Below are 26,248 nucleotides of genomic sequence, written 5' to 3'. Positions count from 1 at the left end.
TTTTAACGGGCAATGACCCGGTGAAAACTCCGTGAGTTCTCGCCGGGACATTGCCAGGACCTCTCGATGCGTCGGTTCAGCGGGTTTGCCTTCGATTCATTCAGGCCGGATACATCGGGTTATGCCCCGCGGCCACACGCTCTTCGGCGCGCACCTCGCCCGGTGCGGTACCGTCGAGGAACGGTCCGGAATCCGCCAGCTCTTCGCGCCCGTGGGCTTCGAGCCAGTTGCTCAGCTCCGGCCCCTTCGGCACGATCCCGGTGGGGTTGATGTCTTCGTGAACCACGTAGTAGTGCGCCTTGATCTGCTCAAAGTCGGTGGTATCGCCAAACCCTGGGGTCTGGAACAGGTCGCGGGCGTAGCCCCACAAGTTAGGCATGTCGATCAGCTTGTTGCGGTTGGTCTTGAAGTGACCGTGGTAGACCGGGTCGAAGCGGGCCAGCGTGGTGAACAGGCGCACATCGGCCTCGGTGATGTGGTCGCCCATGAGGAAGCGGCGGGTTGCTAGACGCTCTTCGAGATAGTCCAGCGCGTCAAAGAGCCGGTCATAGGCATCGTTGTAGGCCTGCTGGTCGCCGGCGAATCCGGCGCGGTAGACGCCGTTATTCACCTCGGTGAAGATGCGCTTGATCAGGGGCAGCATCTGTTCAAGCTGATCTTCGGGCAGCAGATTCGGCGCGCCTTCGCGGTGGAATTCCTTCCATTGCGTCGACATGTCCCAGGTGATTTGCGGGTAGTCGTTGGTCACCACTGCACCGGTGGGAATATCCACGATTGCCGGGACGGTGATGCCGCGCGGGTAGTCCGCGAATCGCTTGAAGTAGTTTTCCTGCACACGCTCGGTACCCAGCACCGGGTCCTTGCCGCCAGCGTCCAGATCGAAGGTCCAGCTGCGCGAGTCATGGGTTGGGCCGGGCAGGCCGACCGATATCGCGTCCTCCAGGCCGAGGAGGCGGCGCACAATCAGCGTGCGGTTGGCCCAGGGGCAGGCACGTGCGGCCACGAGGCGGTAGCGCCCGGCTTCCACCGGCCACAGCTGCGCCCCGTCGCCGAGTCCGGCCTGCGGGTGGCCGATCGAGCTATTGGGCACACCAGCGGCAAAAGCTTCGGGGCGCGGATCTGCCACGATGCGGTCCTGGATGTAATTGGTATCCCGGCTGAATTCGCCTCCGGTGACGTAGGCACCCTTGGTCGAAAATTCTTTGGTCATTTCTCCCCTTGAAGCTTTTGGCGTAGTTCCTGTGCGGCTCTTAGCTTTCAGGCTAACTCGCTGGGTTGGCTAAAAGTAGTCATTTGCGCAGAACCGCGAAAAGTTTGATTGCCAGCTTCTCGCGGTTCTCTTGATGAAAACTTAGGCGTTGGCCATGGCACCGGCGCGTACGGTGTTCATGGCGGTCGTCCAAGAAATCAGCTGGTCGAACATCGGCTGGACCGAGGCGGCGGACTGTTCGGTCGGCTTGAAGACGGAGAAGTTTTCGAAGTCGGTGAACAGCGAGAACATGCCGGTCTTCTGCACGTGGGCCAGCTGCAGTTCGGAAAGAATGCCGCGCAGGTGTTCCACCGCACGCGCTCCCATAGCCGAGCCGTAGCCGACAATTCCGGCTGCCTTGTTGGAGAATTCCGCGTTCAGGTAGGACAGTGCGTTAGCCAGGGCCGGTGCGATCGAGTGGTTGTATTCCGGAGTGATGAAGATGTAGCCGTCGAATTCGGCGATCTTTGCCGACCAGTTCTTCGTGGCTTCGTTCTGGTAGTTCTGGTACGCGGCCGGGAAGGCCTCGTCCAGCAGCGGCAGGTTGAAGTCGGCGATATCCACCAGCTCGTAGCTTGCGTCGTTGCGCTGCTGCGCCTGCTCGAGCACCCACTGCGCCACTCCAGCGTTGTTGCGTCCTGGGCGGGTGGAACCGGTAATGATAGCGATCTTCAGCATGTTTTTGCTCCCCTAAGTGGTGGTACGCCCAACCATTATTGTTGACACGTCATCAAATCTTGCTAAAAACTACATTACACGAGATAATTGATGTGTCAACAACTTTGCTGGCGTGCCCCGCAGCATTTACCGCTTCAGGAGAATAGAAAACATGGGAACCGAAAATACCCGCTGGCTCAACGACCGCGAGCAAGACCTCTGGCGGACCATTCGCGAGTTCCTCTGGCAGTTCCCCAGCGCCATGGATCGTCAACTCACCCAGGACTCCGCCATGCAGTCCGGAGAATACTCGGTCCTCGCGGTACTTTCCGAGGCCGAAGAGTCCTCGCTTCGCCCCGCCGAGATGGCCGAGGAGCTGCGCTGGGACCGCTCCCGGCTCTCGCACCTCTTGCGCCGCATGGAGGCCAAGTCCCTGATTACCCGCTGCTCAGATGCCTCGGATCGCCGCGGCCACCAGATCGGCTTATCCGAACTCGGCTGGCAGGCGATTCGCGAAGCGGCTCCGAAGCACGTTGAATTCATTCGCCAAACGCTGTTCGATTCGCTCACGCCAGCGGAACATGCCGCCCTGGAGACTGCGTTGCCTAAAATTTTAGCCGCAATCGCACCGCACGCACCAACCACGCCGCAATGCGACTAGCCCGACTGCTGGGCGAACTCGCTATTGCTCACTAGGCGGGCAAATTTACCGTCGAGCTCCACCAGCTGCGCAAAGCTCCCGGCCTCAATAATCTGCCCCTCATCGAGCACCACGATCTGATCTGCGCGCATCACCGTGCTCAGCCGGTGCGCAATCAGCAGCGTGGTGCGCCCAACGGCCAATTGATCCAGGGCCTGCTGCACCAGCGCCTCGGTCACCGTATCGAGGGCACTGGTTGCCTCGTCCAGGACGAGGACCTTGGGCCTGCGCAGCATGGTGCGTGCGATCGCCAGCCGCTGCTGTTCACCGCCGGAGAAGCGGTGGCCGCGTTGCCCGACGCGGGTATCCAGCCCCTCGGGCAGCCCGCGAATCAGCTCCGCAATCTGCGCCGCCTCCAAGGCTTCCCACAATTCTCCCTCGCTGGCGTGCGGTGCGGCCCAGAGCAGGTTCTCGCGCACACTGGTATGCAGCAGATAGCTTTCCTGCGCCACCATGGAGACCACCGCGGCGATCTCTTGCGGCTTCACCTCGCGAAGATCCACGCCGTCCAAGGTGACATTGCCAGAGCTCGGATCCAAGAGCCGCGGCAGCAATGAGCCCAGCGTTGATTTGCCCGAACCGGTGGCGCCCACGACTGCAGTCATCGTACCGGCCGCTAGCTTGAGGTTGAGGTCCCGCAAGGTATCGGTGCGCGCCCCGGGATAGCGGAAGCTCACATCCTTGAGTTCCAGTTCTCCGCGCACCTCGCTGGCCACGAGCTGGCGCGGGTTTTTCGGGACCGGGAGCGCCTGATCGGCATCGAGGTATTCAAAGACTCGGCTGAATAGCGCCATCGCCGAGACCCACTGGATGGAGATGCTCATCAGCCCCAGCACCGGGCGGAAGATCCCGGCCTGCAGTCCGGTAAAGGCCACCAAGGTGCCGATGCTCATGCCCTCCCCGGTGACAGGAAGCCCGGCCACGATGTAGAGCACCGCCGGCACCGCGGCGAAGATGATCGACATCGCGGCCATGCGCCAGCGACCGGCCAAAGCGCTACGCATCTCCAGATCGATGAGCTTCGAACTGGAATCGGTGAACTGCTCCGCGTCAAGCGTGCCGGTACCCATCACCTTGGCCAGGCGAACTCCGGAGATGCTCAAGCGTTCTTCGATAATCGAGGTGAGCGTGGACATTTCCCGCTGCCGCGCTCCGGTGATCTTGCGCCGCAGCTTGGCGGTTTGCCTGGCCAGGATGATGGCCGGCGGCAGGACCACCAGCGAGATCAGGCTCAACTTCCAGGAAATGGCTACCATCGCGCAAGCGGTGGCCACCACGGTGGTCAGATTTGAAGCGATCGAAGTCGCCGAGCTGGTGATCACCGACTGCATCTGGCCGACGTCATTGGTCAGCCGAGACTGCACCTCCCCCGAGCGAGCATTGGTGAAAAAGGCCAGGGACTGCTTCTGCAGGTGGGTGAACAGTCCGGTGCGCAATCCATGCATCACCTCCTGGCCCATCAGGGTCGCTCGCCACGTTTGAATCACGCCGAGCACCGCGTTGATCAAGGCAATGAGGACCAGCCCGCCAGCCAGCGCCAGCAATAGCTTGACGTCCTGCTCGGGAATAGCCACGTCAATGAGTTCACGGACGATAAATGGTTGCGCCAGCCCAATCAGCGATGAGGCAACGATCAGCAATATCACCACGATGACGGTTCTCAGGTGCGGGCGAAAAAGCCCGGCCACCCGGTGCAGCGAGACCGGATGCTCCGCCAGCCATTCCTTATCCTGTTTTGCATCACCCGGGCGCCCGCCGCCGCCGGGGCCACCCATTGCCATGGGAATCATGCGCACCTCCATTTATCTCTGTGTTCACAAACCAGAATAACAGAGGTTACCTCACTATGTGGTTCCATCTTGAGTTTGTCGGGAAGAACACCCTATTCTTTAACCATGCCTACCCAAGAGTCCGGCCCTGACTTGGTCGACCTGTTCAACCGCAGTTCGCGTTTGCTTCGCGGCAAGTGGCGCCATACCCTCACGCCCTACGGCATCACCCCGCATCAAGTACGAACGTTGATGTTGCTGGGACGCGAAGGAACCGAGGGAATGCGCAACTCGCAATTAGCCGAAAGGCTGCACATTGCCCCGCGCTCCACCACCGAGGTCATCGACCAGCTGGTCGCCAAGGAGCTAGCCACACGCACCGCGGATCCCGCCGATCGCCGCGCCAGCTTGATCACGCTGACCGCGTCGGGCAGCGAGCTGCTGAAGATTCTGCATGCCGAACGCAAGCAAAGCCACGAGGAATTCTTCGCGAGCCTCGGTGCGGAGGACCGCAGCGAGCTCACCCGGATATTGGGGCTGCTCGTTGCAGATGCAGCAGGCAGTCCGCGGTGCTAATCCAAGGTCATTGAGCACAAAAGAGGGCGGTTTCCCGCAGGATAAAAGTCCCGGGAAACCGCCCTCATCTCTAACTGCTTCGCCTAGTTTTCGGTCTTTCCGCGACGCCAGTACCCCATGAAGGCCACCTGCTTTCGGTCAATGCCTGCCTCGCGCACCAGATAGCGGCGCAGGTCCTTGACCATGCCCGCCTCGCCGGCAATCCAGGCATAGAACGGTGCGGATTCTGCGGCGCCGGTTTCCCACAGGATCTGCGCGTCCACGTCAATGTCTTCGGGATCCGCGTCGGTATGCACCGCGCCGGCCGCCGGAATAGCCACCACGTCGCGTACCGCCGCCGCAAGCAGCACCCCATGCTCGCTGGTGCCACGCGTCAGCCATTGCACCGATACTCCGGAGCGGGTGGAGGCGCCCAGAATGTCGGTGGTCTCCGGAACCTCAATCAGGGCGTGGCCGGTCACATTGGATGGCAGCGCCTCGAGAATCGCACAAATTGCCGGGGCCGCGGTCTCGTCGCCGGCCAGCACCACGCGGCCTGCGCCTCCCGGACGGAATTCGATTCCACCGTAGGTTTCATCGCTCAACGCCCGGTTCGGCCCCAGCAGCAGCAGTTCGTCGCCGATCTGCGCCCGATCGGCGAATTCGGTCGCCGGGCCGCCGCGCAGGCGGCCATCGACAACCTCGCCATGCATCACAAAGTCGATATCCAGCTCGGCGGTATCCCCGAGGTTATCGCGGTGCCCCATCTCCCGGAAGGCGCGCACCGTGTAGGTGCGCATATATCCGCGTGTCGCCGGGTCGATCGACAGCCAGCGGCGGTACCAGCCCTCCTGCTCCGCCGGGCTGGATAGGGCCCGTGGACGCAGGGCCGCGATCTGCGGGGTCAATGCCGAACCGCCGGCAGGCGGCAGCAGCAGCTTGATCCGCATATCCAACGGGTGGCTGTTCGTTCCGAAGTGCGCCAGGTCGGCGCCGCCGATGGTGATCCGCCGGAAGGAGGGCGCCAGATCCTGGGTGCGCAAGACGCTGCACTGGTAGGCCAGGGTTGCCAGATGCTCGGAGCCCGGACGCATCCGCGTCTCCTGTTCCGCCTCGGCTTGCGCAGGCTTCGGCGGTTGCGCCGCCGGCTTAGGGGCCTGGGCGCTCTCGGCGGAGCGCACGATCCCCTGTGCGGCCAGCACGTTCTCGGTGCGCAGCACGCGGTGGCGGCCGATCGGGAGCACCAGCGGGGTGCCGGCTACCGGGTCCGGGATCACCCGGCTGGGCATGCCGAACACGTCCTTGACGGTGCGTTCGGTCACCACGTCGTTGGGGTGGCCGGCGGCGTAGATCTTTCCCCCGCGCAGGGCCACGAGGTGATCGGCATAGCGTGCGGCGAGGTTCAGGTCATGGAGCACAATGACCACGGTGATCCCACGGGTGCGGTTCAGCTCGCTGATCACGTCCAGCACTTCGAGCTGGTGGGCTACGTCCAGGAAGGTGGTGGGCTCATCGAGCAGCAGCAGCTCTGTCTCCTGGGCCAGGGCCATGGCGATCCACACGCGTTGGCGCTGTCCGCCGGAGAGCTCGTCAACCGCGCGGTCCGCCAGCTCCATGGTGCCGGTCAGGTCCAGGGCGCGGTTGACCGCCGCCTCGTCTTCGGGGCCGAAGCGCTTGAACAGCCCCTGATGCGGGTAGCGGCCACGGCTGATGAGCTCGCGAGCGGTAATTCCGTCCGGCGCGGTGGGCGACTGCGGAAGCAGCCCGAGCGTCCGGGCCACCTCCTTGGCCGGGCGCGTGTGGATATCCTGCCCGTCGAGCAGCACCTGGCCACCGGCCGGGCGCATCAGACGCGACAGCGCCCGCAGCAAGGTGGACTTGCCGCAGCCGTTGGCCCCGACAACGATGCTCACCTGCCCGGTGGGGATGTCCAGGGACAGCTCGTCCACGATGGTGACCTTGTCATAGGCCAGGGTCAGGTCGGTTGCCTGGAGTTGGGCCATGGGTTATCCCCCGCTTCCTGTTGAGTTGGAACGCACCAGCACCCAAATCAGGAATGGTGCGCCGAATGCACCGGTGATTACGCCCACCGGCAGCGACAAATCCGAAAACAGATTTGCGGCGAAAAAGTTTGCAACGACCACAATGACCGCTCCGGTCAGCCCGGCGAGCCAAATATTTATCGCCCCGCGAGTCAGCGCGGCGGTGATCGGGCCGGCGAGAAACGCAACAAATGACAGCGGTCCGGTGACCGCAATGGGGATGGCGCCAAATGCCACGGCCACGAACACCAGCAAGATGCGCGCCCGGGACACGTTCAGGCCCAGCGCCGCGGCCGCATCATCGCCGAGCTCCAGCAGCTTCAGCTGCCGCACCACAATCGGAAGCAAGCAGAGCGCAAGGATTCCCAGGCTTACCAGCAGGATCGTGGCACGTTCCCAGGTGCTCGGCGCGAGCGACCCGGTCAGCCAGCGCATCGCATCTCCGGCGGTGTTCAGCTGAGCCTGGGTGAGCAGATACTGGATGATTGCCTGCAGCATCGCACCGATGGCCAGACCGGCCAGGATGAGCCGGGAACCGGTTCGCTTGCCCGAAGCCGACAGCCAGTAGATCAGGGCCGCCACGGCCAAGCCGCCGGCCAGCGCGGCGGCATTCAGCTGCCATCCGGTGGTGCCGAAGTAGATCAGCGCCACGATGGCGCCGGTGGCCGCCCCGAAGCCCACGCCGATCACGTCCGGGCTCGCCAGCGGATTGGCAAGCCACCGCTGGAAGAGCGAACCAGAAATTCCCAGCCCGGCCCCGGCAAGGGCGCCCACCGCAATGCGCGGCAACCGGTCATCTAGCAGGATGAAGCTGGTTCCGGGCACCGTTTCACCGGAAAAGACCGCGAAGATCTCTTCGGCGGGCAGCCTGTCCCGGCCCCAGAAAATATAGGCCACGGAGGCTGCGACGAAAGCCAGCGTCAGCCAGAGCACGCTGGCGAGCACTCGCTGCCTGCGCCGGGCGGGCAGCGCGCTTTGTACTGGTGCCATTACAGGGTCACCGACTTCATGCCGCTGCGCATCATGATAATGAACAGTGGCGCTCCAAGAATTGCGCACATCACGCCGACCTGGATTTCACCCGGCGGATTGATCACCCGCCCCAAGGTGTCCGCGACCAGCAGCAGGATCGGCCCGGCGATGATGCTCGCCGGCATCAACCAACGGTAGTCCGACCCGACGAGCAGCCGCACCGCATGCGGAATCATCAGCCCGACAAAGGCAATGGGCCCGGCCACCGCGGTGGCGGTTCCGACCAGCAAGACGATGCCCACCGATCCGAGGACTCGCGCCCGTCCCAGCCGGAAGCCCAGCGCGGTCGCCGAATCGTCGCCCATGGCCACCGCGTTGGAGACCCGCGCGGTGCCCAGCACGATCAACGCACCGACGGCAACGACCGGGATGACCAGCAGGTAGGTTTCCACGCCCCGGGCCGCCAGCGTGCCGATTTGCCAGAAGCGGAACTCGTCCAGGGCCAGGGTTGAAACCATCAGCACCGCGCTGGTCACCGCGGTGAATCCCACCGAGAGGGCCGCGCCGGACAGCGCAAGCTTGATCGGCGTGGCGCCTTCACGACCCACGCTGGCCACCACATACACCAAGGCCATCACCACCGCGGCGCCGAGGAAGGCAGCGATCATGGTGCCGGTCAGAGAAGTCATTCCAAAGAATGCGATACCCGTAACGACCGCTAGGGCCGCGCCGGCATTCAAGCCAAGAATTCCGGAGTCTGCCAACGGGTTGCGGGTCAACCCCTGCATGGCGGCACCGGAGAGTCCAAGGGCGGCGCCGACAACAATTCCGCCCACCGTCCGGGCAATGCGCGAGTGCACGACCACATGGTCCGAGACGCCGTCGTCAAAGTTCGTAAAAGAATCCGCGAGGGTCCCCAGCGCAACCGGTCGCGCACCAAAGATCAGCGAGGCGATCACCGCAATCCCCAGCACGGCCAGCAGGCCCAGGCAGGCGGTAATCTTACGTCCCAGCTTCATCTTCGGCGCGCTGCTGCGCTTGGTACTTTCGGTGGCCGTCATTGCTTCCTACACTCGTTGTCATGGAACATCTTGCTTTTCCCACCGTTTTGTCCCCCGGTATTGCCGTGCTGCGCGCGGATAATCCCTCGGAAATGACCTTGGAGGGGACAAATACCTATCTGCTCTTCGACCCGCAGACCACGCAGTTGAGCCACGACACCGAAATTGTGGTGGTGGATCCGGGGCCCGACATGCCAGCGCATCTGCGCGCGTTGGCGGCCTTTGATGTCCAAATGATTTTGTTGACGCACCGCCATGGGGATCATTCCGGAGGGATCCCGCTGCTGCATGAGCTGACCGGAGCACCGGTGCGGGCCCGGCTCGCGGAATTCTGCCGGAACGCCGAACCATTGGTCGATGGCGAGCGGCTCGAATTCTGCGCAACCACCCTGCGCGTGCTGTTCACCCCGGGCCACACCTCGGACTCGGTGTGCTTTGTCCGTGAAGGCCAGCAAGGTGCGTTGTTTACCGGAGATACCGTGCTCGGCCGCGGAACCACTATTCTTGAGCATCCCGATGGAACGCTGGCCGACTATCTGGACTCCTTGGCACGGCTTTCGGCCTTGGCAGACATGCCGCTGCACCCGGCCCATGGCGAGCAGCATGCTGGCTCGCATAAATTGCTGACCGCCTACCGGGAGCACCGCGAGTCTCGCCTGGAGCAAGTCCGCGTTGCCCTGGCCAAACTCGGCAAGGCCGGGGCAGACGCCGAGCCAGCGGAATTGCTGGATCTTGTCTACCCCGACCTGGATCCGCGCCTGGCCGGCGCGGCTAGCAGCTCCCTGGAAGCGCAATTGCACTACTTGGCGGTGAATTCTTGAGGCTTACTTAGCCGCGTTCTCTGCGGCCTTGGCGATGGTGGGCACCACGTTGTCGATTGCCCATTCGATGGACAGCGGGGATGCCGCCGAAACCGAGAGAACTGCCTGATCGTCGCCGAGGATCGCTACCGAATCGGTTGCTGCCGCCGGAAGCTGGCCGTAGAGCTTATTGCTCTTGACCACGTCGTCGAGGTCGTCCCCGGCGAGCGCCGAGGCAAAGACGACGTCTGCATCCAACTCGTTAGCGCGCTCCGGGGACCATTCGAAGAAGAACGCGTCCTTGGGGGTGTTCTTGGTGACGATCTCCGCCTGCTTCATGCCCAGCGAGGTCAGGAAACGCGGGCGGTTGTCCCCCGTGGCGTAGACGTACATGGTCTTCGGGCTGGAGAGATCTACCGAAGCGAAGGTCGCGTCTTTCAGCGCCGGGAACTTTTCCGTCTGCGCCGACAGTTCGCCTTCCAGATCCGAGACCAGCTTCTCGGCTTGCTCGCTCTTGCCCAGCAGGTCGCCGGCCGCTTCGGTGGTGTCCTGCCAGCTGGTGAGGTAGTTGGCCTTCAGCGGTCCCACGGTCGGGGCGATCTTGGAGAGCTTGTCGTACTGTTCCTGGGTCAGTCCCGAGTAGGCCGCGAAGATCACGTCTGGCTTGGATCGGGCAATCTCGTCGAAGTTCACCCCGTCGGCGATGTCGTACTGGGTCGGAGCCTTCTCCGAGCCGATGGAAGCGCCCAGCTCTTCGAGCTTCGCGTCCTTCCAATCGGTCGAGTTGTTGGCGTTCTGCCCATAGGCGTCGATATCCATGCCCACAGGAACGGTGCCCAGCGCCAGTAGCGCGTCTGCGTTGACCCATGAAATGGTGGCTACCTTGCTTGGCTTCTTGGTGATCTCGGTTTCACCGTAGATGTGCTCGATGCTCACCGGTGCGTAACTCGTCTCTGCGGTCGCCGAGGCGGTTGGTTCCGTAGAAGAAGCTGAGCCACAGGCGCTGAGGCCGAGTGCCAAAATTGCGGAGGATGCTGCCAGCAGGCCAGCACGGCGCGAAATGTTCATGGGTCATAATCCAGACGTTGCGAGTTGTCATGAGATAACGGTTACTTAGGTTAGCCTATGCGAACCGCATGCAACATTACGCTGATTGTGATTCAATACGCAACACGAAGGACATGTAATCCACGCCTCACGGCGCAGAATCGCTTTAGCGGCACCTAACATTTTCCCGGTTCATTAGTCACGACGTGAACCAGCCAGCAACAACCGGCGGGGGTCTGCAATGTTAAGCGACACCCGGATCATCAGCAGCCCGGCCACCAGCACCACCAGCACCGTGCCCACCGTCAGCGGTTTCATCAGCAGCGCCAGCGAGGCAAATGGCAGCACCAGCACCACGGACGCCACCGCGAAGCCGATCGCCACGGTGAGCGCCGGGATCATCAGGCTTTTCACCCGGGCCGCGTTGATCACCGCCAGGTCCATTCCCAGCTTGCCCAGCCCGGAATACAGCTCTTCGCGGTCCAAGGTACCGGCGCACTGGCTGATCGCCGCGGAGATAGCCACGCAAATCAGTGCCAGGCCGAGGGTCACCAGCACGCCGGTGAGCACATCCGTGCCGAGATAGTCTTCCCACGTTCCGGTCGCCTGGGCTTCGCCGAAGCCGAACATGGCCGCCCCGGTGCCGCCGATCACCGCCACGAAGGAGGCCATGGCCACTCCGGAGACCTGGCGCCAGGCGGCCACCGGAGATTCCAGGATCATCCGGGCCGCCAGCAGCTGCTCCGCATTGCTTGCCTTGTTCAGCTTCGATTTACCCACCTTGGCCACCAGCCACGGTCCGATGAGGTTCAGCGCCAGCAAGCCCAGCGCGAATCCACCGATGATGATCGCGATCAGCACGCCCAAATCCACCGGAAGCAAACCCACATTGGTGAACAGCGAGTAGAGCACCACGATGCTGCCCACCGTAATCACCGCGCGCAGCCAGCTGGGCACCGGGGCCACACGCCGGGTCGCCACGGCGAGCGGGGTGATTACCAGCTTGCGCAGTCCGGCCAGCGCGCTGATCACCGAAAGCAGCACGACGGCCAGGACCGCCAAGGCCGCGGCACCGGCCGGCAAGAAGATCCCCGTGCCGATGGGTTGGCCCTGGAAGGGGACCAGCGCCACGGCCGGAGCCAGCGCAAGATACAGCAGCACTCCGGCCAGGGCACCGACCAGCGCGGTTACCGCCGCCTGGGTGACCGCCACGGCGCGCACCTGGAATCCGGTGGCCCCCAGCAGTCGCAGGGACGAGAGGGCCCGGTCCTGGGCCCGCGCCGAAAGCTTCGCGGCCGAGGAACCAAGCACGAGCAAGGGAACGATCAGCAGCACCAAGGCGAACGCCGCCAGCGGAACATAGAAGCTTTGCGCTTCGCCGTCCAGCTTGGTGAAGGACCAGGCCCCGCCGAGCACGATGAGCACCATGGCGCTGACCATCGTATAGGCGCCTACGGTGAGCAGCTGCGGGGTGCGGCTGGCGCTGGTCGGCCGCCCCAGCAGCCACGCCATATGCAGGATATTCATGAGCGGTGCCCCTCAACCAGTGCATCATCTGCGGTGATCTTTCCATCGTGCAGCGTTAGCACGCGATCGCAACGCGCGGCGACCTGCCGGTCATGGGTGACCATGACCAGGGTCTTCCCTGCCCCGACGGTGCAGCGCAGCAAGGTGTCCAGCACCTCGGTGCCGGTGACCGAATCCAGGGCACCGGTCGGTTCATCGGCAAAGACCACGCTGGCCCCGGTGACCTGGGCCCGGGCGATCGCCACGCGCTGGGATTGGCCGCCGGAGAGCTGGCCGATCCGGCGTTGCTCCATTCCGGCGAGGCCCAATTGCTGCAAGGCGTCCACGGCGCGCGCGATTGCTGCGCCGCGTGGCACGCCATTGATCATCAGGGCCATGGCCACGTTTTCCTCGGCCGTGAGCTCGGGAATCAGCAGACCCGACTGAAAGACGAATCCGAACGCCTCGCGGCGCAGCTTGGTGCGCGCGGCGTCCTTGAGCTGCTCGACCTGTATTGGCCCCTGGCCGGGAAGGTTGAGTGTCACCGTGCCTGAGTCCGGCAGTTCGATGCCGGCCAGAGCATGGAGCAAGGTGGACTTTCCCGACCCCGAGGGGCCCATGATGGCCACCGCGGTCCCGAGTCCCAGAGCAACATCGATGCCGTCCAGCGCGTGCGTGGTGCCATAGCTGCGGGTGAGTCCTCTGGCCGAAATAAGTGGGTTGGAAACCTTCGAGTTCTGAAGCATATTTCAATGTTCCCAAGTTCTCTCGCTTGGTACCTCGGAGCACCGATGGAGTTCTTGGTGGGCGATCTCATCCCGCGGTAGGAGCCAGCTCACCGCATTCGGGGCCATTTCGCAGTAGGCTCGAAGGCGATGAAGCTTGAACTGTATACCCAGCCTTTCTGCGCCCCATGTGTGCGGACCCGGCAGGTAGTCCTGCGCGCCGCGAAGCTGCTTCCGCAGCTGGCCGTCGAAGAGATCGATGTCGTCGAACAGGTCAGCCGCGGCCAGGAAATGGGTGTGACTTCAACACCGGTGATCCGTTTGCTCGCCAACGACGAAGAGAAGTTCCGGGGCACCGACACCCCTACGCTGCAGCAATTATTAGCGGCCATCGCCCACGTCAGCGACTAGGCTCACGCACCGTCGCCAGCGATGCTGCACGCGTTCGGGCCCTTTATGGGGAACAATGGATCAGGTGACTAGCGTGCCTCGGATTGACCATGAATGCCTCCAACGAGTGTTGGCAGATTCCACCAACCGCATCGAATGGTTGCGGGCACGGGCACAGGGCATCACCGCCACCGACGTCGCCAAGCTATCCACGGAGAAGTCCATCCGCAATGCGGCCTGGGACAAACTCTATGGCTCGGGGTTCTCTGGAAATACCTACACCGACCACGGACGGCGCCGCGAACCGGTGATCGCCGCCTGGGTGCAGGAGAACTTCAACATCTTCCCGTCCTCCCAGCTTTTCCATGCGCAGCATTCGAGGCTGCACCTGGCAACCCCCGACGGCTTGGGGTTCGACGAGGACGGTTCTCCGGTGCTCGCCGAAATCAAGACCACCAATAAGCCGTTTAAGAAGATCCCGAAGAACTACCTGCGCCAGGTGCTCTGGCAGCAGCATGTCATCGGCGCGCAGCGGACCTTATTCGTCTGGGAACAGCACCATAACTTCGTCCCGGTCCAGGCCGTCCCCGAGTTCATCTGGATCGAACGCGACGATACGATGATCCAGGACCTCATCGACAAGGCCGAACTGCTCATCCAGGCGTTGCGCGAGTCGACCTCCCGCGAGCAGCAGTACCTCGACTACGGCCCGGCGGCGCTGCGCCTCTGAGCCGGCGCCCGCACTACATATTGGGATTTTGCATGGGGCGCGGATCCGGCAGGCATTCCGGGTAGCCCTGCACCAGCTCGCTCAAGAGCTTCTCGCGCAGCATATTGCGCAGGTTCCACAGGTCCCCCGGGTCCCTGGAAGATAAATAAATGGTCACCGTTTGCAACCCGCCGTAGGTGTCGGTCACAAGCAGGCTGTTAGTTCGGCCGTCCCACCAATCCGAGGATTCGAGCAATTCGGTGGTGCGGGTACGGAGGTATTCGATCGGTGCATTGAGCTTCAGCTGCAGGGTGATATTTCCGTCGATTTCGGTGCTGCGCCGCGACCAGTTCTCAAATGGCGTGGTGGTGAAGTAGGTCGAGGGCAGGATCATGCGGCGACCGTCGATCAGGAGCACCACCACATAGGTCAGCGTGATTTCCTCTACCGTGCCGCGTTCGGCTTCCACCACCACGATGTCATCCACGCGAACCGAATCGGTAAAGGCAATCTGCAGCCCGGCGAACACGTTGGCCAGCGAGGACTGCACGGCCAGGCCAACAACTACCGAGGCCAGGCCGGCTGAGGCAAGAATACCTGCACCCAACGCCCTGACCTGCTCGATTGTCAGCAGCACGGCGGCTACCGCGATGATGCACAAGACCGCTATCAGCACGCGGCGCAGCAGTCCCACCTGGGTCTGCACCTTGGCCAGCCGGCGGCCCGGGCCGAAGCGGCTTCGTATTCTTGCCAGCACCACTTCTTCGACGATCTTCACCAGCACGATAATCAGCCAGGTGAGGAAGAAGACCAGGCAGATCAGCAGCGCAAACTGCCAGAACTTGTAGCCAGCGGCTTCCCGCTGGAAGGCAAGGATCGAGGTTTTGAGGATGATCGAGGCGAAGGTGCCGAATATCGGAATCCGCGCGCCCTTGACGTTGATCTCCCCGAGCCCGGTGCGTTGGAAAATGCGGTGGGTCAGCCCGCTGATCACGAAGGCGAGGATCGCGGCAATGGTTAATCCAACGGCGATAACCACCAGAAATTGCAACGATTCGGGTAGGAAGCGGGAAACTTCAATAACTTCGTCGACAGTGTCATCGATTGGTGCGGATGGGCTTGGCAACATCCTTAAAGCATGTCACAAGTCCCTAGCCGACGGCTGTGCGACACCTTGAGTAAACCCCGAAGAGCCCAGACGTATTACAGAAGCGCACCAGATGAATTCCAGTTGGCTTCGGGCTATTGCACCGCGTTGGCGACGGGGTTTTAGTAGTCTCAAGGGCTCGAACCGGGCTCCAGGGCGCAATCGATAGAAAGCCGGTGGTTCACATGCGCCGCACCAAACTCGGATTACTCACAGCGCTCACTGCAGCAACGATGCTCTCGGTGGCTCCCGTGGCGGCAGCCGCCCCGGCCGCTAGCCCAGCGACCGCTTGCGAAACCGTATATTGGGGTTCTCTAGCCAAAACCTCAACCAGCTCAACTACGTCGTCAATGACGAATATCCGTACCGGACGCCACACCTGCTTTGACCGGATGGTCCTGGACCTGAACGGCAACCCGGCCGGCTACTCGGTGAAATACGTCAGCGAACTCACCGGTATTGGATCGGGTGAGGAAGTGAGCACCACAGGCGGGGCTCGACTAGAAATTCTGCTGAAGGCCGGCGCCAGCCCGAGCTACAACCCGGGCGCTACCGTCAAGACGCTGAACTATCAGACCTTCCGCCAGCAAGTTTGGCTGGGAAGTTTTGAAGGCCAAACCAAGGTCGGAATGTCCACGCGGGCAAGGCTGCCCATGCGGGTCTTCGTCCTCTCCGGCCCTGATCAGGGATCGCGATTGGTGATCGATGTAGCTCACTATTGGTACTAACCTGTGCTCGCGCTATGAGCCTGCCGTCATGACGGGTGCAACCGCGTAACACCGTGTCAACCTGCTGAATAATGTGCCACGATGCTTATATGTATCGCACATTTGCTTATCAGCAGGTTGACGTTTTTGCCCCCACTGCCTTCAATGGCAATGGGCTCGGCGTTGTCTTTGAGGCAGATCATTTGGACTCCGAGCAGATGCAGCGCTTTGCCCAGTGGCTGAACCTTTCCGAGACCGTCTTCTTCGTTACCCCCAGCAACGCCGAAGCCGACTATGCGATACGCATTTTCACCCCGACCACCGAACTGCCCTTTGCCGGGCACCCAACTCTTGGAGCCGCGCACGCCTGGATCGAGGCGGGCGGTGAGGCCAGCCCGAACGGGCATCTGATTCAGCAATGCGATGCAGGGCTGATCCAGGTTCGGATCGAACGCGAGGCCGGCGAGAACCACGCACGCCGCCTCGCCTTTCTCGCTCCCCCGCTGACTCGCAGCGGACCGCTGGAAGCCGACGTGCTGCAGTGGGCGATCTCCGGGCTAGGGATCAACGCAGAAGACGTCATCGCGCACCAGTGGCTGGTCAACGGCCCGCACCATGCAGGGCTGGTGCTGCGCGACGCCGACCTGGTGCTGGGGATCGAACCGGACTACGCGGCCCTGGACGGCTTGGAGCTCGGAGTCATTGGCCCGTACACCGCGTCAAGCGTGACTCAGGGTGTCTGGCAGCCTCACGCCACCGTGCTGCCGCGGATCTCCGGAACCCGCGAAGAATTACGTCCCCTGGACTACTCCGATCAGACGCGTTCGGAGGAGCGCTTCGGCTCGGTAGTGCTGCAGCCTCCGGCAGACTTCGAGGTCCGGGCCTTCGTTCCGGGCGAAGCCATACAAGAGGACCCTGCGACCGGTTCGCTCAATGCCGGATTTGGCGTGTGGCTGACTAAATCCGGCCTTGCCCCGCAGCGCTACACGGTACGCCAGGGAACGCGTGTGGGCCGTGAAGCCATCTTGCATATCGAGGCGACCGAATATGGAGTTTGGGTCAGTGGCGATGTGGCCACCCGTATCGACGGCACTGTGAGCTTCGACTGATTCCGGCGCCAAGCCCACCCAGCTATTTTAGTTTCACCATGCAAGCATTATTCTTGGTCAGTGCCAAAAATTGTGAGCCCCGAATCGGACTTTGATCGAAAAACCGCGTGGAATGCCCTCTGGGCTCTGGTCATCGGTTTTTTCATGATCCTGCTGGACACCACCATCGTGTCCACGGCCATGCCCGCGATCATGGAATCCCTGGATGCAGACATCTCGGGGATCTTGTGGATCAACAGTGCCTATCTGCTCACCTTCGCGGTGCCGCTGCTGATCACCGGCCGCCTGGGTGACCGATTTGGTCCGCGTAATATCTACCTGATCGGGTTGCTGATTTTCGCGCTCGCCTCCCTCTGGTGCGGACTGTCAACCTCATTGGCCTCGCTGACTTTTGCCCGAGCGGTTCAGGGCTTGGGTGCGGCACTGATCTCACCCCAGGCAATGACGCTGATTACCAGGCTCTTCCCCTACCAGCACCGCGGAGCTGCGATGGGCCTATGGGGCGCGGTGGCAGGTATCGCCACCTTGGTCGGCCCCATTGCCGGCGGGCTGCTGGTGGATTCCATCGGCTGGGAATGGATCTTCTTCATCAACCTGCCCATTGCGATCCTGAGCTTCATCATGCTGCTGAAATACGTGCCCCGCCTGGCACCGCAGGCGCACTCCTTCGATTTGGTCGGAGTGCTGCTTTCGGCGGTTGCCATGTTCGCGCTGGTCTTTGGCATTCAGGAGGGCGAGGCGACGAATTGGGAACCGTTTATCGGCCCGCTATCCTCGTGGCATCTGATTGGTCTGGGCATAGTCCTCTTTGGCGTCTTCATCTGGTGGCAATCGAAAACGGCCAAGGAACCCCTGGTTCCGTTGCGCCTCTTCGCCGTTCGTAATTTCTCGTTGGCGAACCTCGCGATTAGCTGCATGGGCTTGAGCATCGCGACCATGAGCCTGCCGATGGTGTTCTTCTTGCAAAATGTGCGTGGCTTGACCCCCACGCAGTCGGCTTTGATGATCTCGCCGATGGCCATTGTGGCGATCTTTGCCGCACCGGTGTTGGGCAAGACGGTTAATAGGTTCAATCCGCGCACCCTTGCGGTTCCCGGTTTTGCGCTGCTCGGTGGAGCGACGGTGGTGTACGCCTTCATGATGCATGCCGACACACCGCTGTGGACTTTGCTGATCCCTTCCACCGTGCAGGGCCTTGGCTCCGCGATGATCTGGCCCTCGCTTTCGCTGGCCGCGACGAAGGATCTGACTCCGCGCGATGCCGGCGCCGGTTCGGGTATTTACAATACGACCCGGCAGATTGGCTCGGTGCTCGGTTCGGCGTTGATCGCCGTCATGATGGAATCGCGCGTTTCCGCACAGATCCTCCAGGTCCGGGCCCAGGGCACCGAAGCGATAGGCGAGGCCACCGCGGTGGGCTTGGGCCAGGCCCTCATGCTGCCCGGCCTGGTGGCCATTGCCGCGGTCTTGGTCGTTGTGTTCTTGAATTCCGCAGAAAAGAAGCCGGTAACCTAGCCATTCAAGGCAATAAAAACAGGTGTGGCTCCGCGTTTTTTACGCGGAGCCACACCTGTTTCAGGTCCTGAGGAAACTTATGCGGACTGGTCCGGCTTATCCTCGCCCTTGGCCTTCTCGACCGTCTCGCCAATCTTTTCCTGCGCGTCGGCAGCGAAGTCCTTCACATTCTCCGTGGCGTCGGTAGCAAACTCTTTGACGTTTTCGGATGCATCACCAGCGAATTCCTTGACGTTCTCGGATGCATCACCAGCAAATTCCTTGACGTTTTCGACTGCTTCGCCCAGCTTCTTTTTTGCGTTATCCAAGAAACCCATGGGTTCTCCTCTTAGTTAGAAACTTGATAGTGACTACTGAAAACCTGCAGCCCTAAGTCAAACTTACGTCGAACCCAATGCTCTGCTCAATAGCTTGAGAGTACTACTTCTTTTTCTTGGCCTGCTTGACTGCACGGCGGCCAAAGATCAAGGCCACGGCGATGCCGGCAAGCCAGACATCCTTCGCCAGGGCCGTACCGTCGCTCGTTGGGCGAATGCCATCGGATTCGGTCATTCCCGGAGTACGCAGGTAGGAAGACAGCAGGACACCCGAGAAGGCCCCGAGACCCATGCCGGCCAGGCGCGAGGGAATGATGGGCAACAGCAAGGCGCTGCCCAGCGCGATTTCGGATACCGAGACCGCCTTGCCGAATGCTGCGGGCTCCAACTCGCCCAGCTGAGGAATGCCGTTGGAGGCCAGCTGCTGCAGTCCGGCGGCGCTGGCCTCATCGATGCGCAGTTTGTTGATTCCGCTGTTGAGAATGAATGCGCCACTGACCAAACGTAGAGCGGCGTTTGCGATAGAGATTCCCATGGGCCCTCACTTCTCTTCCAAGTTGTTTTGCGGCCACACTCCTGAAATGAGTGGCCTTGAACCTCAGCGTAGTCACCCCGGGGAATGATCACAATCATTTAGTCCCGTGAGCCGGAGCTGAAAAGTGGAAACATGCTAAATTCAAGAATCATGATCTCTTCATCCGCCGTACCTTCAGCAGCCCTGGACCTCCTCATCACCCAAGGGTTCGACACAACAAGTGTCGACGAGCTCGCGGCGACCGCCGGAATGTCGCGCTCCACGTTCTTCCGCCGTTTCGGCTCCAAGGAAAACATGGTGTTCGCGGATCAGGAAATGATCATCACCCACGTCAAAACGACCCTTGCGGCTTCTTCGGTCAGCGCAACCCAGACCCTGATCGATGCGGCGCATGTGGTCTTCGACCAGTACACCATGAATCCCGAGGCGGCGCAGCTGCGTCACCGCCTGCTGTCTTCGGTGCCCTCGCTGCGGGAACGCGAACTAGTTTCCACCCATCGCTACGAGCGGGCCTTCTACGACTTCCTGTCCGCCCGGGAGCTTGCCGCCAGTGCGCCGCATCGTGCTCTCTGCCTAGGCATCAGCGCAGGGTTAGTCGCCATCCACAATGACCACCTGCGGTTGTGGCTGCGCGACCCTTCGGCCACCGACAGGGAGCGCTTGGCCAGGGATGTGCGTTTATTCCTGGACCGATTCGTCGACTTGCTGGATCCGAGCAATGCTCCGAAATCCTCGGCCAGGTCGCCACGGGTGGTGGTCTCGGTGCTCGACGAAGGCAGCGATGAGCAGACCGTGCTCGATGCGGTGGCAAAAGCCCTGCGTGAACACAAAAAATGACACCTAGTTTCTTGACATGACACTGCGTTCCATTAGGCTGGTTGAAGAATAGTTTTTGACCTTCCGCAAAGGAGCGCCCCCAAATGACCCAGCAGCACACCGAATTCGAGTTTCCCGCCGGTGTTGTGGAGCCCGAGTACGACCTCTGGGCAGACGGGGTAGATATCGACCCCACCGGCGTGCTGGCCGAGGTCGATCCGGCCGACGCCGACTGGCGCGCCAGGGCCCGCAAGTTCATCCTCGAAGAGGTCAAGGACGATATTCACGAATACTGGGACAAGGCAGACTACCCGGTGCATCTGATCAAGAAGCTCGGCGACTACGGCCTTCTGCGTGATGGCCTGGACGTGGACGGGCTGCCTGCCATGAGCCCCATGGCCGCCGGACTGATCAATATGGAAATGGCCCGTGGGGATGGCTCGGTGGCCACCATCGTGGGCGTCCAGGGCGGGCTGGCGCTGCGCTCGATCATGTACTGCGGCAGCCCGGAGCAGAAAGCCAAGTACGGCCTGCCGATGCTCGCCGGGGAGCTTGCCGGCTCCTTCGCGCTGACCGAGCCAACCCACGGCTCGGACTCGGTTGGTCTGGAAACCCGCGCGCATCGGGTTGCGGGCGGCTATGTGCTCAACGGTGAAAAGAAGTGGATCGGCAACGGCTCCATTGGCGGCATCACCGTTCTCTGGGCTCGCGACGACGAGGGCAACGTCCGCGGCTTCCTGGTCGATCAGGATTCCGCCGGGTACAGCGCGACGACCATCAAGCACAAGCTCTCGCTGCGCGCCATCTGGCAGGCGCATATCCGCTTGGAAAACGTCTTCGTGGCCGACGCGGAGGTGCTTGAGGATTCGCACAGCTTCAAGGACACCGCACGGGTGCTGTTCGCCACCCGGCTGGGGGTCGCCTGGTCGGCCGTGGGCCATGCCACCGCATGCTACGAATCCGCGGTGCTCTACGCCAAGCAGCGCATCCAGTTCGGCCGCCCCCTGGCAGCTAGCCAGATCGTGCAGGAACGCCTGGCTCGGATGCAGTCCGAACTGGCGACCATCCAATTGCTCGCCGTGCAGTCCGCGAAACGCGAAGCCCGCGGCGAACTGACCGGTCCGCAGGCCTCGCTGGCCAAGTACACCGCCACGCGTACCGCGCGCCAGATCGCGTCGAATGCACGCGACCTGCTCGGCGGCAACGGCATCCTGACCAGCAACCGCGTGGCCCGCCACTTTGCCGACATCGAGGCCATCCACACCTACGAAGGCACCGAAACCGTGCAGGCGCTGCTGATGGGCCGCAACATCACCGGCATCTCGGCCTTCGCCTAACCGCGATCCTGGAAAACGAGAACCGCGTTGGCCGGCACCGCTTTGGCGGTGCCGGCCAACGAGGTTTAACCTGCTATTTTGAGCTTTCGCGGCGCTTCAATTTTTAGCGTGGTGAGCCCGAAGCGTAAGTAAGGCTCGCAGTCCGCTCTGCGAAGATGGATATTGTCAATGCATGCTATGCGCAAGGAACCAAGAGCCCTGTTCAAGGATTCCGCTCGAATCGATGCTGTGTCGATGGTGTGTCTTCCGAGATCCTGGATGCGGAAACTAGCAGTGTTCAGGCAGTACAACGTCAATTAGCAATGAGCCTGACCCGACGTAAACCTGCCCCAGGTATCCGCGATTATGCTTGTCCAATAACCGCATAACGCTGATTAGTACCCCCAATGACGGGCAACTTTTAGCGCTTCCGCCTTCGAGTTGACATCCAGTTTGCGGTATAGGGAGCTGATCTGGGATTTGACCGTGTTAGGCGAGACAAAAAGCTGTTCTGCGATTCGACTGCGTGAATGGTCCGCGCGCAGCCCTGCCAGTACACTGAGTTCGCGTTCAGTCAGAGTAGGCCTGATTTCGATACTGGAGGGTGGCATGAAAATCTTCAGTCTGCCCAGCTGCTCAGCAGTAAGTTGCAGCAACTCTTCCAACTCCAACGTGTTCCCGTTCATCCAGACCGGGACCAAATCACTCAGCTCACCGTCCACTGCATGCCGTTTTGCGATGTCCGCCAGGATCCCTTCCGGCAGCACGCCCATGTAGCGTGCTGCGAGCCGCGTATTTCGGATCAGATTGTCGTACCGGGCTCCAGTCACTACGATCGGCGCTCTCGACAGAACAGCAAGAGCTCCGTTGCGGTCCCCGCAATACAGTCGATGCAGCGCACGGGTGACAACAAATTCTGGCGGATAAGCGGGTGCTGCGGACCCAGCTTGACGGTTCAATGCTATGAAGCCGCCTTCAACGCCCAGAATTGCTGCGGCGTGGTGCAAAGCTCTGCTGGCCATCGGCGAACTGGCTGCGTGGGGACGGCCCAGCACAAGTTCCTCCAACATCCGGTGCGCGGCCTCTGCCTGACCGGTCACTGCCGCATGCATGGCAAGCAGCAGCGCGTGCACCGCCCAGAACTCATCGTTGTCAGGCTCGGCAGGCAGTTGCCCCAGTATTGAACCCAAAGTTTCGATATCCAACTCGGCGAAGGCCACGAATGCTTCAGCAAGCCCTGCTGCCCGACCAACCATTGCCGAACCCCAACGAACCTTGGAATGGTGATCATGGAAGCTCATGAGCCAGCGCCGAGCAGCGCGGGTATTGCCTTCCTGAGCATAAACCAGCGACAATTTGGATGCTACGTCCGCGGCAATGAAATGGTTGCCCGCAACCTCAGCCAGAGACCAGGCTGATTCATAAGCGGCTGTCGCCGACGGTCGTTCGTTGGCGATATCCAACGATATTCCGGCATGCAGTTCGGCCATGGCTGCCAACGCTGGTCGAACGTTGCCAGCAGCTGTCGCCTGCTGGACCGCACGACGCAGTCTGCACGCAGCATCTGTCCCCTCCGGTCCATAGTGGCCGTGGAAGCGCAGTATTCCCAATTCAATCAGACCCGCGAAGATAGCCTCTGGTTTCGGTTGCCTATAGAGCTCGATGGTGTGCTCGCGTAGCAACTGGGCAGTGTAGTCCGTCATGTAGTCAGGTTCCGTGGTGGGAAAGGGGACGACCATCCGGTCTTTAGCGGCCGCGGCAGCGATTTTCATCGCAGGACCATAGATTTGTGACCGGCTAGTAGCCCATCGAGGCAATCGGGCGCCTGCCTCGAACAGGAGGCGCGGCTCAGTGGTAAAAATGTCCACCCAGCCTTCGACGAGGACTGTGGACAGAGCCCGCCACGAACGCTTACCTAGTGCTGAACGGACGGCCTCGCGGGTACGCCCGGCGGCATGCATGGCCTCAACGGCATGCTCGTGGAGCCACTGCGCACGCTGGGGCTCCCGCCACTCACAGTCCTCAACAAGCACCTGCCGAAGCAATTCAGGCATGATCCAGCCCCCGGACGGGGAGCATTGTGCCATGGCCGCGCGTCTGAGGGCCGAGATCCCTGGGGGGTTTGGATAGCGATCGCCGTAGAAAGCCACCATGAGTTCTTCAGTAAGTTCAGGAAGGAACGCGCACTCCCTCAAGATGCCTTCAGGATCAAGAGCTTCAATCCACGGCAAAGCTGCACGACGCAGCGCATTGACCGCGGCATCTTGATTGGAAGAGTCCGCCAGAAGACTACGCACACAACCGGGCCATCCACCGGTCAGTTGCCGTAGCCTCTCCGCGTCAGTGAAACCCGCTCCGGCCAACTTGGATATATCTGAAGCGCTCAGGAACAGATCTCTGAAGTCAACAACGTGGCCACCGATATGGCGCGTTATATCGGCGGCGATCGAGCCAGCGGGAAGAATGACTGCTATCCGTGCGTCGGGTGCACGCATCTGTCGCTCGGCAATCTTGTCGAAGAGCTCCTCGGGTGGAGTACTCTCATCGATCAGCTCTCCTTGACCATCAAGCCATCGTAGAGCCACCCGGTGCCGATTCGAACCCTGGGGTGCATTGAGCAGCAACAGGTGTATCTTCGGATCGAGACTCGGGGCGATCCGGTCCCATAGAATCGCAGCAACAGGGTCCTCAGCGGAAGGCCTTGACTGCGTGAAAAGATCCATATCCTAATTCTCTCTCCTGACTTGTGATCTTTCGGGACAGGCTGGGACCTGATTTCCGGCGTGGGACCACGGCATCGTACTTTAGCGTACACTTCCGCGGCGGGCCGGAACGAGATCTTCCGGTACAATTCCTCTTGCGCTCATTTCCTACCTGACTTGCGAAAAGGCGAAAGATCGTATGAATCGCGCTTCCTCCCCGGGCCCGATGGCGGGGTGAAGATCGTTCGCTGATCTGGCTGGAGAAATGTTGGGTCACGTCCAGAAACCGACGCGTGGCGAAGATTCGTTGATCTTCCGTGGAAGGAATGAAAAACCCTAGCTGAAGACGTCGGACACCTCTAGGGAAAGACGCTTCCCTCAGCTGGCGAAGGAAACCAGAGTGTCCTTAAATCACACTCGAGAATTGTCGATGCCGACTCCTTCACACGCTAAGGAAAGCGAGTCCCCAGCGGCGTTTTGGCCATGACTGTCTTGAACGAAGCCTTGTACTGCGAAACCGGATAGATCCTGGCCGTACTGCATATTGAAGCCGAGGCGTTGCGCCAGGATCTCGGCGACTGCTTACCCCTCGTGTCTTGCGTCCCACCGGAAGCAACACTCATCACCTATTGGTGAGGGGCACCGGCTCGACGTGACCACGGCACAGCAAACCTACGCCATCATGCTGTCGTCAACCATTTCTCCTAGCTTCCTATGATGGTCACTCGTTCTGGCCATTTCCATAGCCGGTGCTGTGCTTGTGGCACGGACCCGGAGCCGGCTGCGGCTGAATCGATCCTTGTAGAAATTCTCTCCCTTTGCAGAACTGTGTGGGCGTCCATGTGACATGAAACTTTGTCATAGGACAAAAACCGATTAGCTTCGCCAGGAGATGCGATGCTCGGAATACCAGCATCCGTACTCATAGCAAAAAGGGTAGCGCCCGACCCCCAAGGTATACCCGGGCACTACCCTTTTTGTTACCTCAACCGCTAATTAGCTGTGGCGTCCGCGAGTACGGCGGGCCAAAACTACACCGGCTGCTGCCAGGAGCAGACCAAGAACTAGCAACGACATGGTCTTGATACCAGTGTCGGCCAGATTGTCATCGTTCCTTGGCTCCTGTGTCTGCTGTGGTTCTTCAGAACCGTCAACAGATTCAGAAGCTGAAGGCTGCTCAGACATCTCGGTCGGCGTTGGATCCTGTGAAGGATCTTCGCTCTTCTCTGGCGAATCGGTTGGATCTTCCGAAGGTTCCTCAGCTGGATCCGTTGGAGTCGATTCGCTCGGAGATGGCTCGGTCGGTTCCGTCGGAGACGGCTCGGTCGGTTCCGTCGGAGACGGCTCGGTCGGTTCCGTCGGAGACGGCTCAAGTTCATCTTCTAGATAGAAACCGAAGTCGAGGGTTCCGTCGTGATCCCCATCTTCGTTCAGTCCTTCAGACTTGGCTTCCCAAGTAGAAGAGTCCTTCTCCCGGTCGGTACCGTTTTCCTTAGTCGGCAGGTAGCCGTCCAAGACATCAGCGGATTCTTCCCGATCAATAACAACCGTGTACGACTCACCATCCTTCAGAACCGGCAGGTCCTTGAAGATGTAGTAACCGTTCTCATCTGTGCTTACCGGGCCGACAGGGTTGCCGTTGATATCAACAACTTCCTTGCCATCCGGGCCAATCAGCTTCAGAACCACACCCTCAAGTGGGTCTTCGTCCTTATCCTGAATTCCGTCGCGGTTCTTATCCACCCAAACGTAGTCACCCAAGGAAACCGAGGGTTCCTCAGTCGGAGTCGTAGGTTCCGTCGGCTCAGTCGGAGTCGTAGGTTCCGTCGGAGTCGTAGGTTCCGTCGGCTCAGTCGGAGTCGTAGGTTCCGTCGGAGTCGTAGGTTCCGTCGGCTCAGTCGG

At 61.3% G+C, this 26,248-nt stretch carries 24 protein-coding genes; 10 read left to right on the top strand and 14 right to left on the bottom strand.

Translation table 11 applies throughout. From position 1 onward, the window contains the following. Positions 1–100: 100 nt before the first annotated feature. Both CQ015_RS17880 and CQ015_RS17875 read right to left on the bottom strand, forming a co-directional pair. Complete coding sequence (locus tag CQ015_RS17880; RefSeq protein ID WP_105570301.1) at positions 101–1,210, bottom strand: glutathione S-transferase family protein; 1,110 nt, start codon at positions 1,208–1,210, stop codon at positions 101–103. Positions 1,211–1,351: 141 nt separating this feature from the next. Next, positions 1,352–1,927, bottom strand: coding sequence for an NADPH-dependent FMN reductase (locus CQ015_RS17875; protein ID WP_105554547.1), 576 nt, complete (start codon positions 1,925–1,927; stop codon positions 1,352–1,354). 151 nt (positions 1,928–2,078) lie between these two features. Between CQ015_RS17875 and CQ015_RS17870 the strand changes: the two genes are divergently transcribed. Beyond that, complete coding sequence (locus CQ015_RS17870; RefSeq protein WP_105554546.1) at positions 2,079–2,567, top strand: MarR family winged helix-turn-helix transcriptional regulator; 489 nt, start codon at positions 2,079–2,081, stop codon at positions 2,565–2,567. Here CQ015_RS17870 and CQ015_RS17865 read toward each other — a convergent pair. Continuing rightward, positions 2,564–4,396, bottom strand: coding sequence for an ABC transporter ATP-binding protein (locus tag CQ015_RS17865; RefSeq protein WP_105650784.1), 1,833 nt, complete (start codon positions 4,394–4,396; stop codon positions 2,564–2,566). The two genes, CQ015_RS17870 and CQ015_RS17865, sit on opposite strands and share 4 nt — an antisense overlap. 105 nt (positions 4,397–4,501) lie before the next feature. Here CQ015_RS17865 and CQ015_RS17860 point away from each other — a divergent pair, with 105 nt between their 5' ends. Beyond that, positions 4,502–4,951 (top strand): MarR family winged helix-turn-helix transcriptional regulator, encoded by a 450-nt coding sequence (locus tag CQ015_RS17860; RefSeq protein WP_181150459.1) that lies wholly within the window; start codon positions 4,502–4,504, stop codon positions 4,949–4,951. 83 nt (positions 4,952–5,034) lie between these two features. Here the strand turns inward: CQ015_RS17860 and CQ015_RS17855 are convergent, their stop codons facing one another. The 3 genes from CQ015_RS17855 to CQ015_RS17845 are packed head-to-tail and all read right to left on the bottom strand — an operon-like array spanning position 5,035 to position 9,005. Beyond that, positions 5,035–6,933, bottom strand: a complete 1,899-nt coding sequence (locus CQ015_RS17855) for an SIP domain-containing protein (RefSeq protein WP_105570298.1) — start codon at positions 6,931–6,933, stop codon at positions 5,035–5,037. A 3-nt stretch (positions 6,934–6,936) separates the two neighbouring features. Next, the gene (locus CQ015_RS17850) at positions 6,937–7,962 is read right to left on the bottom strand and encodes an iron chelate uptake ABC transporter family permease subunit (protein WP_105650783.1); all 1,026 of its coding nucleotides are present in this window, start codon (positions 7,960–7,962) and stop codon (positions 6,937–6,939) included. Next, the gene (locus CQ015_RS17845; protein WP_105650782.1) at positions 7,962–9,005 is read right to left on the bottom strand and encodes an iron ABC transporter permease; all 1,044 of its coding nucleotides are present in this window, start codon (positions 9,003–9,005) and stop codon (positions 7,962–7,964) included. The genes CQ015_RS17850 and CQ015_RS17845 overlap by 1 nt, the downstream gene beginning before the upstream one ends. A gap of 20 nt (positions 9,006–9,025) precedes the next feature. Between CQ015_RS17845 and CQ015_RS17840 the strand changes: the two genes are divergently transcribed. Next, entirely contained in the window at positions 9,026–9,826 is an 801-nt protein-coding gene (locus CQ015_RS17840; protein ID WP_105650781.1) for an MBL fold metallo-hydrolase, read from the top strand. Positions 9,827–9,829: 3 nt separating this feature from the next. Here the strand turns inward: CQ015_RS17840 and CQ015_RS17835 are convergent, their stop codons facing one another. The 3 genes from CQ015_RS17835 to CQ015_RS17825 form a co-directional block, all read right to left on the bottom strand. Further along, positions 9,830–10,873, bottom strand: coding sequence for an ABC transporter substrate-binding protein (locus tag CQ015_RS17835; RefSeq protein WP_105650780.1), 1,044 nt, complete (start codon positions 10,871–10,873; stop codon positions 9,830–9,832). A 174-nt stretch (positions 10,874–11,047) separates the two neighbouring features. After that, positions 11,048–12,379, bottom strand: coding sequence for an FtsX-like permease family protein (locus tag CQ015_RS17830; RefSeq protein ID WP_105650779.1), 1,332 nt, complete (start codon positions 12,377–12,379; stop codon positions 11,048–11,050). Continuing rightward, on the bottom strand, positions 12,376–13,104 hold the full coding sequence (locus CQ015_RS17825) for an ABC transporter ATP-binding protein (protein WP_105570294.1): 729 nt from the start codon (positions 13,102–13,104) through the stop codon (positions 12,376–12,378). The genes CQ015_RS17830 and CQ015_RS17825 overlap by 4 nt, the downstream gene beginning before the upstream one ends. Before the next feature lie 129 nt (positions 13,105–13,233). On the opposite strand from CQ015_RS17825, the gene CQ015_RS17820 reads away from it, so the two are divergent. Both CQ015_RS17820 and CQ015_RS17815 read left to right on the top strand, forming a co-directional pair. After that, complete coding sequence (locus CQ015_RS17820; RefSeq protein ID WP_105650778.1) at positions 13,234–13,494, top strand: thioredoxin family protein; 261 nt, start codon at positions 13,234–13,236, stop codon at positions 13,492–13,494. A 64-nt stretch (positions 13,495–13,558) separates the two neighbouring features. Beyond that, a complete protein-coding gene (locus CQ015_RS17815) occupies positions 13,559–14,203 on the top strand; it encodes a YqaJ viral recombinase family protein (protein WP_258133763.1) in 645 nt (214 codons plus the stop codon). A 13-nt stretch (positions 14,204–14,216) separates the two neighbouring features. On the opposite strand, the gene CQ015_RS17810 is transcribed toward CQ015_RS17815, so the two are convergent. Then, positions 14,217–15,311 carry a mechanosensitive ion channel family protein gene (locus CQ015_RS17810; protein WP_105650777.1) on the bottom strand — a complete coding sequence of 365 codons (1,095 nt, stop codon included), beginning with the start codon at positions 15,309–15,311 and terminating at the stop codon, positions 14,217–14,219. A 368-nt stretch (positions 15,312–15,679) separates the two neighbouring features. Between CQ015_RS17810 and CQ015_RS17805 the strand changes: the two genes are divergently transcribed. From CQ015_RS17805 to CQ015_RS17795, 3 genes are all read left to right on the top strand, one after another. Further along, a complete protein-coding gene (locus CQ015_RS17805) occupies positions 15,680–16,057 on the top strand; it encodes a hypothetical protein (protein ID WP_258138841.1) in 378 nt (125 codons plus the stop codon). A gap of 89 nt (positions 16,058–16,146) precedes the next feature. Further along, entirely contained in the window at positions 16,147–17,145 is a 999-nt protein-coding gene (locus tag CQ015_RS17800) for a PhzF family phenazine biosynthesis protein (RefSeq protein ID WP_105650775.1), read from the top strand. A gap of 60 nt (positions 17,146–17,205) precedes the next feature. Next, positions 17,206–18,660 (top strand): DHA2 family efflux MFS transporter permease subunit, encoded by a 1,455-nt coding sequence (locus CQ015_RS17795; RefSeq protein ID WP_105650774.1) that lies wholly within the window; start codon positions 17,206–17,208, stop codon positions 18,658–18,660. Positions 18,661–18,737: 77 nt separating this feature from the next. Here the strand turns inward: CQ015_RS17795 and CQ015_RS17790 are convergent, their stop codons facing one another. Both CQ015_RS17790 and CQ015_RS17785 read right to left on the bottom strand, forming a co-directional pair. Further along, positions 18,738–18,977: a YtxH domain-containing protein gene (locus CQ015_RS17790; protein ID WP_105650773.1), complete on the bottom strand. Its 240-nt coding sequence runs from the start codon at positions 18,975–18,977 to the stop codon at positions 18,738–18,740. A 103-nt stretch (positions 18,978–19,080) separates the two neighbouring features. Continuing rightward, on the bottom strand, positions 19,081–19,512 hold the full coding sequence (locus tag CQ015_RS17785) for a hypothetical protein (protein WP_096289286.1): 432 nt from the start codon (positions 19,510–19,512) through the stop codon (positions 19,081–19,083). A 132-nt stretch (positions 19,513–19,644) separates the two neighbouring features. On the opposite strand from CQ015_RS17785, the gene CQ015_RS17780 reads away from it, so the two are divergent. Both CQ015_RS17780 and CQ015_RS17775 read left to right on the top strand, forming a co-directional pair. Continuing rightward, on the top strand, positions 19,645–20,349 hold the full coding sequence (locus CQ015_RS17780) for a TetR/AcrR family transcriptional regulator (RefSeq protein WP_105554530.1): 705 nt from the start codon (positions 19,645–19,647) through the stop codon (positions 20,347–20,349). An 83-nt stretch (positions 20,350–20,432) separates the two neighbouring features. Further along, positions 20,433–21,665 (top strand): acyl-CoA dehydrogenase family protein, encoded by a 1,233-nt coding sequence (locus tag CQ015_RS17775; protein ID WP_105554529.1) that lies wholly within the window; start codon positions 20,433–20,435, stop codon positions 21,663–21,665. Between the two features lie 374 nt (positions 21,666–22,039). Here the strand turns inward: CQ015_RS17775 and CQ015_RS19500 are convergent, their stop codons facing one another. Next, a complete protein-coding gene (locus tag CQ015_RS19500) occupies positions 22,040–24,367 on the bottom strand; it encodes a helix-turn-helix transcriptional regulator (RefSeq protein WP_105650772.1) in 2,328 nt (775 codons plus the stop codon). Between the two features lie 975 nt (positions 24,368–25,342). Further along, positions 25,343–26,107: an SdrD B-like domain-containing protein gene (locus CQ015_RS17765; RefSeq protein ID WP_105650771.1), complete on the bottom strand. Its 765-nt coding sequence runs from the start codon at positions 26,105–26,107 to the stop codon at positions 25,343–25,345. Positions 26,108–26,248 lie beyond the last annotated feature (141 nt).

The organism is Arthrobacter sp. MYb221, assembly GCF_002979835.1.
GTDB lineage: Bacteria > Actinomycetota > Actinomycetes > Actinomycetales > Micrococcaceae > Glutamicibacter.
This window is presented reverse-complemented; position numbering and strand designations above follow the sequence as displayed.

Excerpts from the sequence above, each read along its gene's own strand:
- CQ015_RS17880 (WP_105570301.1), bottom strand. The coding sequence starts at position 1,210 with ATGACCAAAGAATTTTCGACCAAGGGTGCCTACGTCACCGGAGGCGAA.
- CQ015_RS17875 (WP_105554547.1), bottom strand. The coding sequence starts at position 1,927 with ATGCTGAAGATCGCTATCATTACCGGTTCCACCCGCCCAGGACGCAAC.
- CQ015_RS17870 (WP_105554546.1), top strand. The coding sequence starts at position 2,079 with ATGGGAACCGAAAATACCCGCTGGCTCAACGACCGCGAGCAAGACCTC.
- CQ015_RS17865 (WP_105650784.1), bottom strand. The coding sequence starts at position 4,396 with ATGATTCCCATGGCAATGGGTGGCCCCGGCGGCGGCGGGCGCCCGGGT.
- CQ015_RS17860 (WP_181150459.1), top strand. The coding sequence starts at position 4,502 with ATGCCTACCCAAGAGTCCGGCCCTGACTTGGTCGACCTGTTCAACCGC.
- CQ015_RS17855 (WP_105570298.1), bottom strand. The coding sequence starts at position 6,933 with ATGGCCCAACTCCAGGCAACCGACCTGACCCTGGCCTATGACAAGGTC.
- CQ015_RS17850 (WP_105650783.1), bottom strand. The coding sequence starts at position 7,962 with ATGGCACCAGTACAAAGCGCGCTGCCCGCCCGGCGCAGGCAGCGAGTG.
- CQ015_RS17845 (WP_105650782.1), bottom strand. The coding sequence starts at position 9,005 with ATGACGGCCACCGAAAGTACCAAGCGCAGCAGCGCGCCGAAGATGAAG.
- CQ015_RS17840 (WP_105650781.1), top strand. The coding sequence starts at position 9,026 with ATGGAACATCTTGCTTTTCCCACCGTTTTGTCCCCCGGTATTGCCGTG.
- CQ015_RS17835 (WP_105650780.1), bottom strand. The coding sequence starts at position 10,873 with ATGAACATTTCGCGCCGTGCTGGCCTGCTGGCAGCATCCTCCGCAATT.
- CQ015_RS17830 (WP_105650779.1), bottom strand. The coding sequence starts at position 12,379 with ATGAATATCCTGCATATGGCGTGGCTGCTGGGGCGGCCGACCAGCGCC.
- CQ015_RS17825 (WP_105570294.1), bottom strand. The coding sequence starts at position 13,104 with ATGCTTCAGAACTCGAAGGTTTCCAACCCACTTATTTCGGCCAGAGGA.
- CQ015_RS17820 (WP_105650778.1), top strand. The coding sequence starts at position 13,234 with ATGAAGCTTGAACTGTATACCCAGCCTTTCTGCGCCCCATGTGTGCGG.
- CQ015_RS17810 (WP_105650777.1), bottom strand. The coding sequence starts at position 15,311 with ATGTTGCCAAGCCCATCCGCACCAATCGATGACACTGTCGACGAAGTT.
- CQ015_RS17805 (WP_258138841.1), top strand. The coding sequence starts at position 15,680 with ATGACGAATATCCGTACCGGACGCCACACCTGCTTTGACCGGATGGTC.
- CQ015_RS17800 (WP_105650775.1), top strand. The coding sequence starts at position 16,147 with ATGTATCGCACATTTGCTTATCAGCAGGTTGACGTTTTTGCCCCCACT.
- CQ015_RS17790 (WP_105650773.1), bottom strand. The coding sequence starts at position 18,977 with ATGGGTTTCTTGGATAACGCAAAAAAGAAGCTGGGCGAAGCAGTCGAA.
- CQ015_RS17785 (WP_096289286.1), bottom strand. The coding sequence starts at position 19,512 with ATGGGAATCTCTATCGCAAACGCCGCTCTACGTTTGGTCAGTGGCGCA.
- CQ015_RS17780 (WP_105554530.1), top strand. The coding sequence starts at position 19,645 with ATGCTAAATTCAAGAATCATGATCTCTTCATCCGCCGTACCTTCAGCA.
- CQ015_RS17775 (WP_105554529.1), top strand. The coding sequence starts at position 20,433 with ATGACCCAGCAGCACACCGAATTCGAGTTTCCCGCCGGTGTTGTGGAG.
- CQ015_RS19500 (WP_105650772.1), bottom strand. The coding sequence starts at position 24,367 with ATGGATCTTTTCACGCAGTCAAGGCCTTCCGCTGAGGACCCTGTTGCT.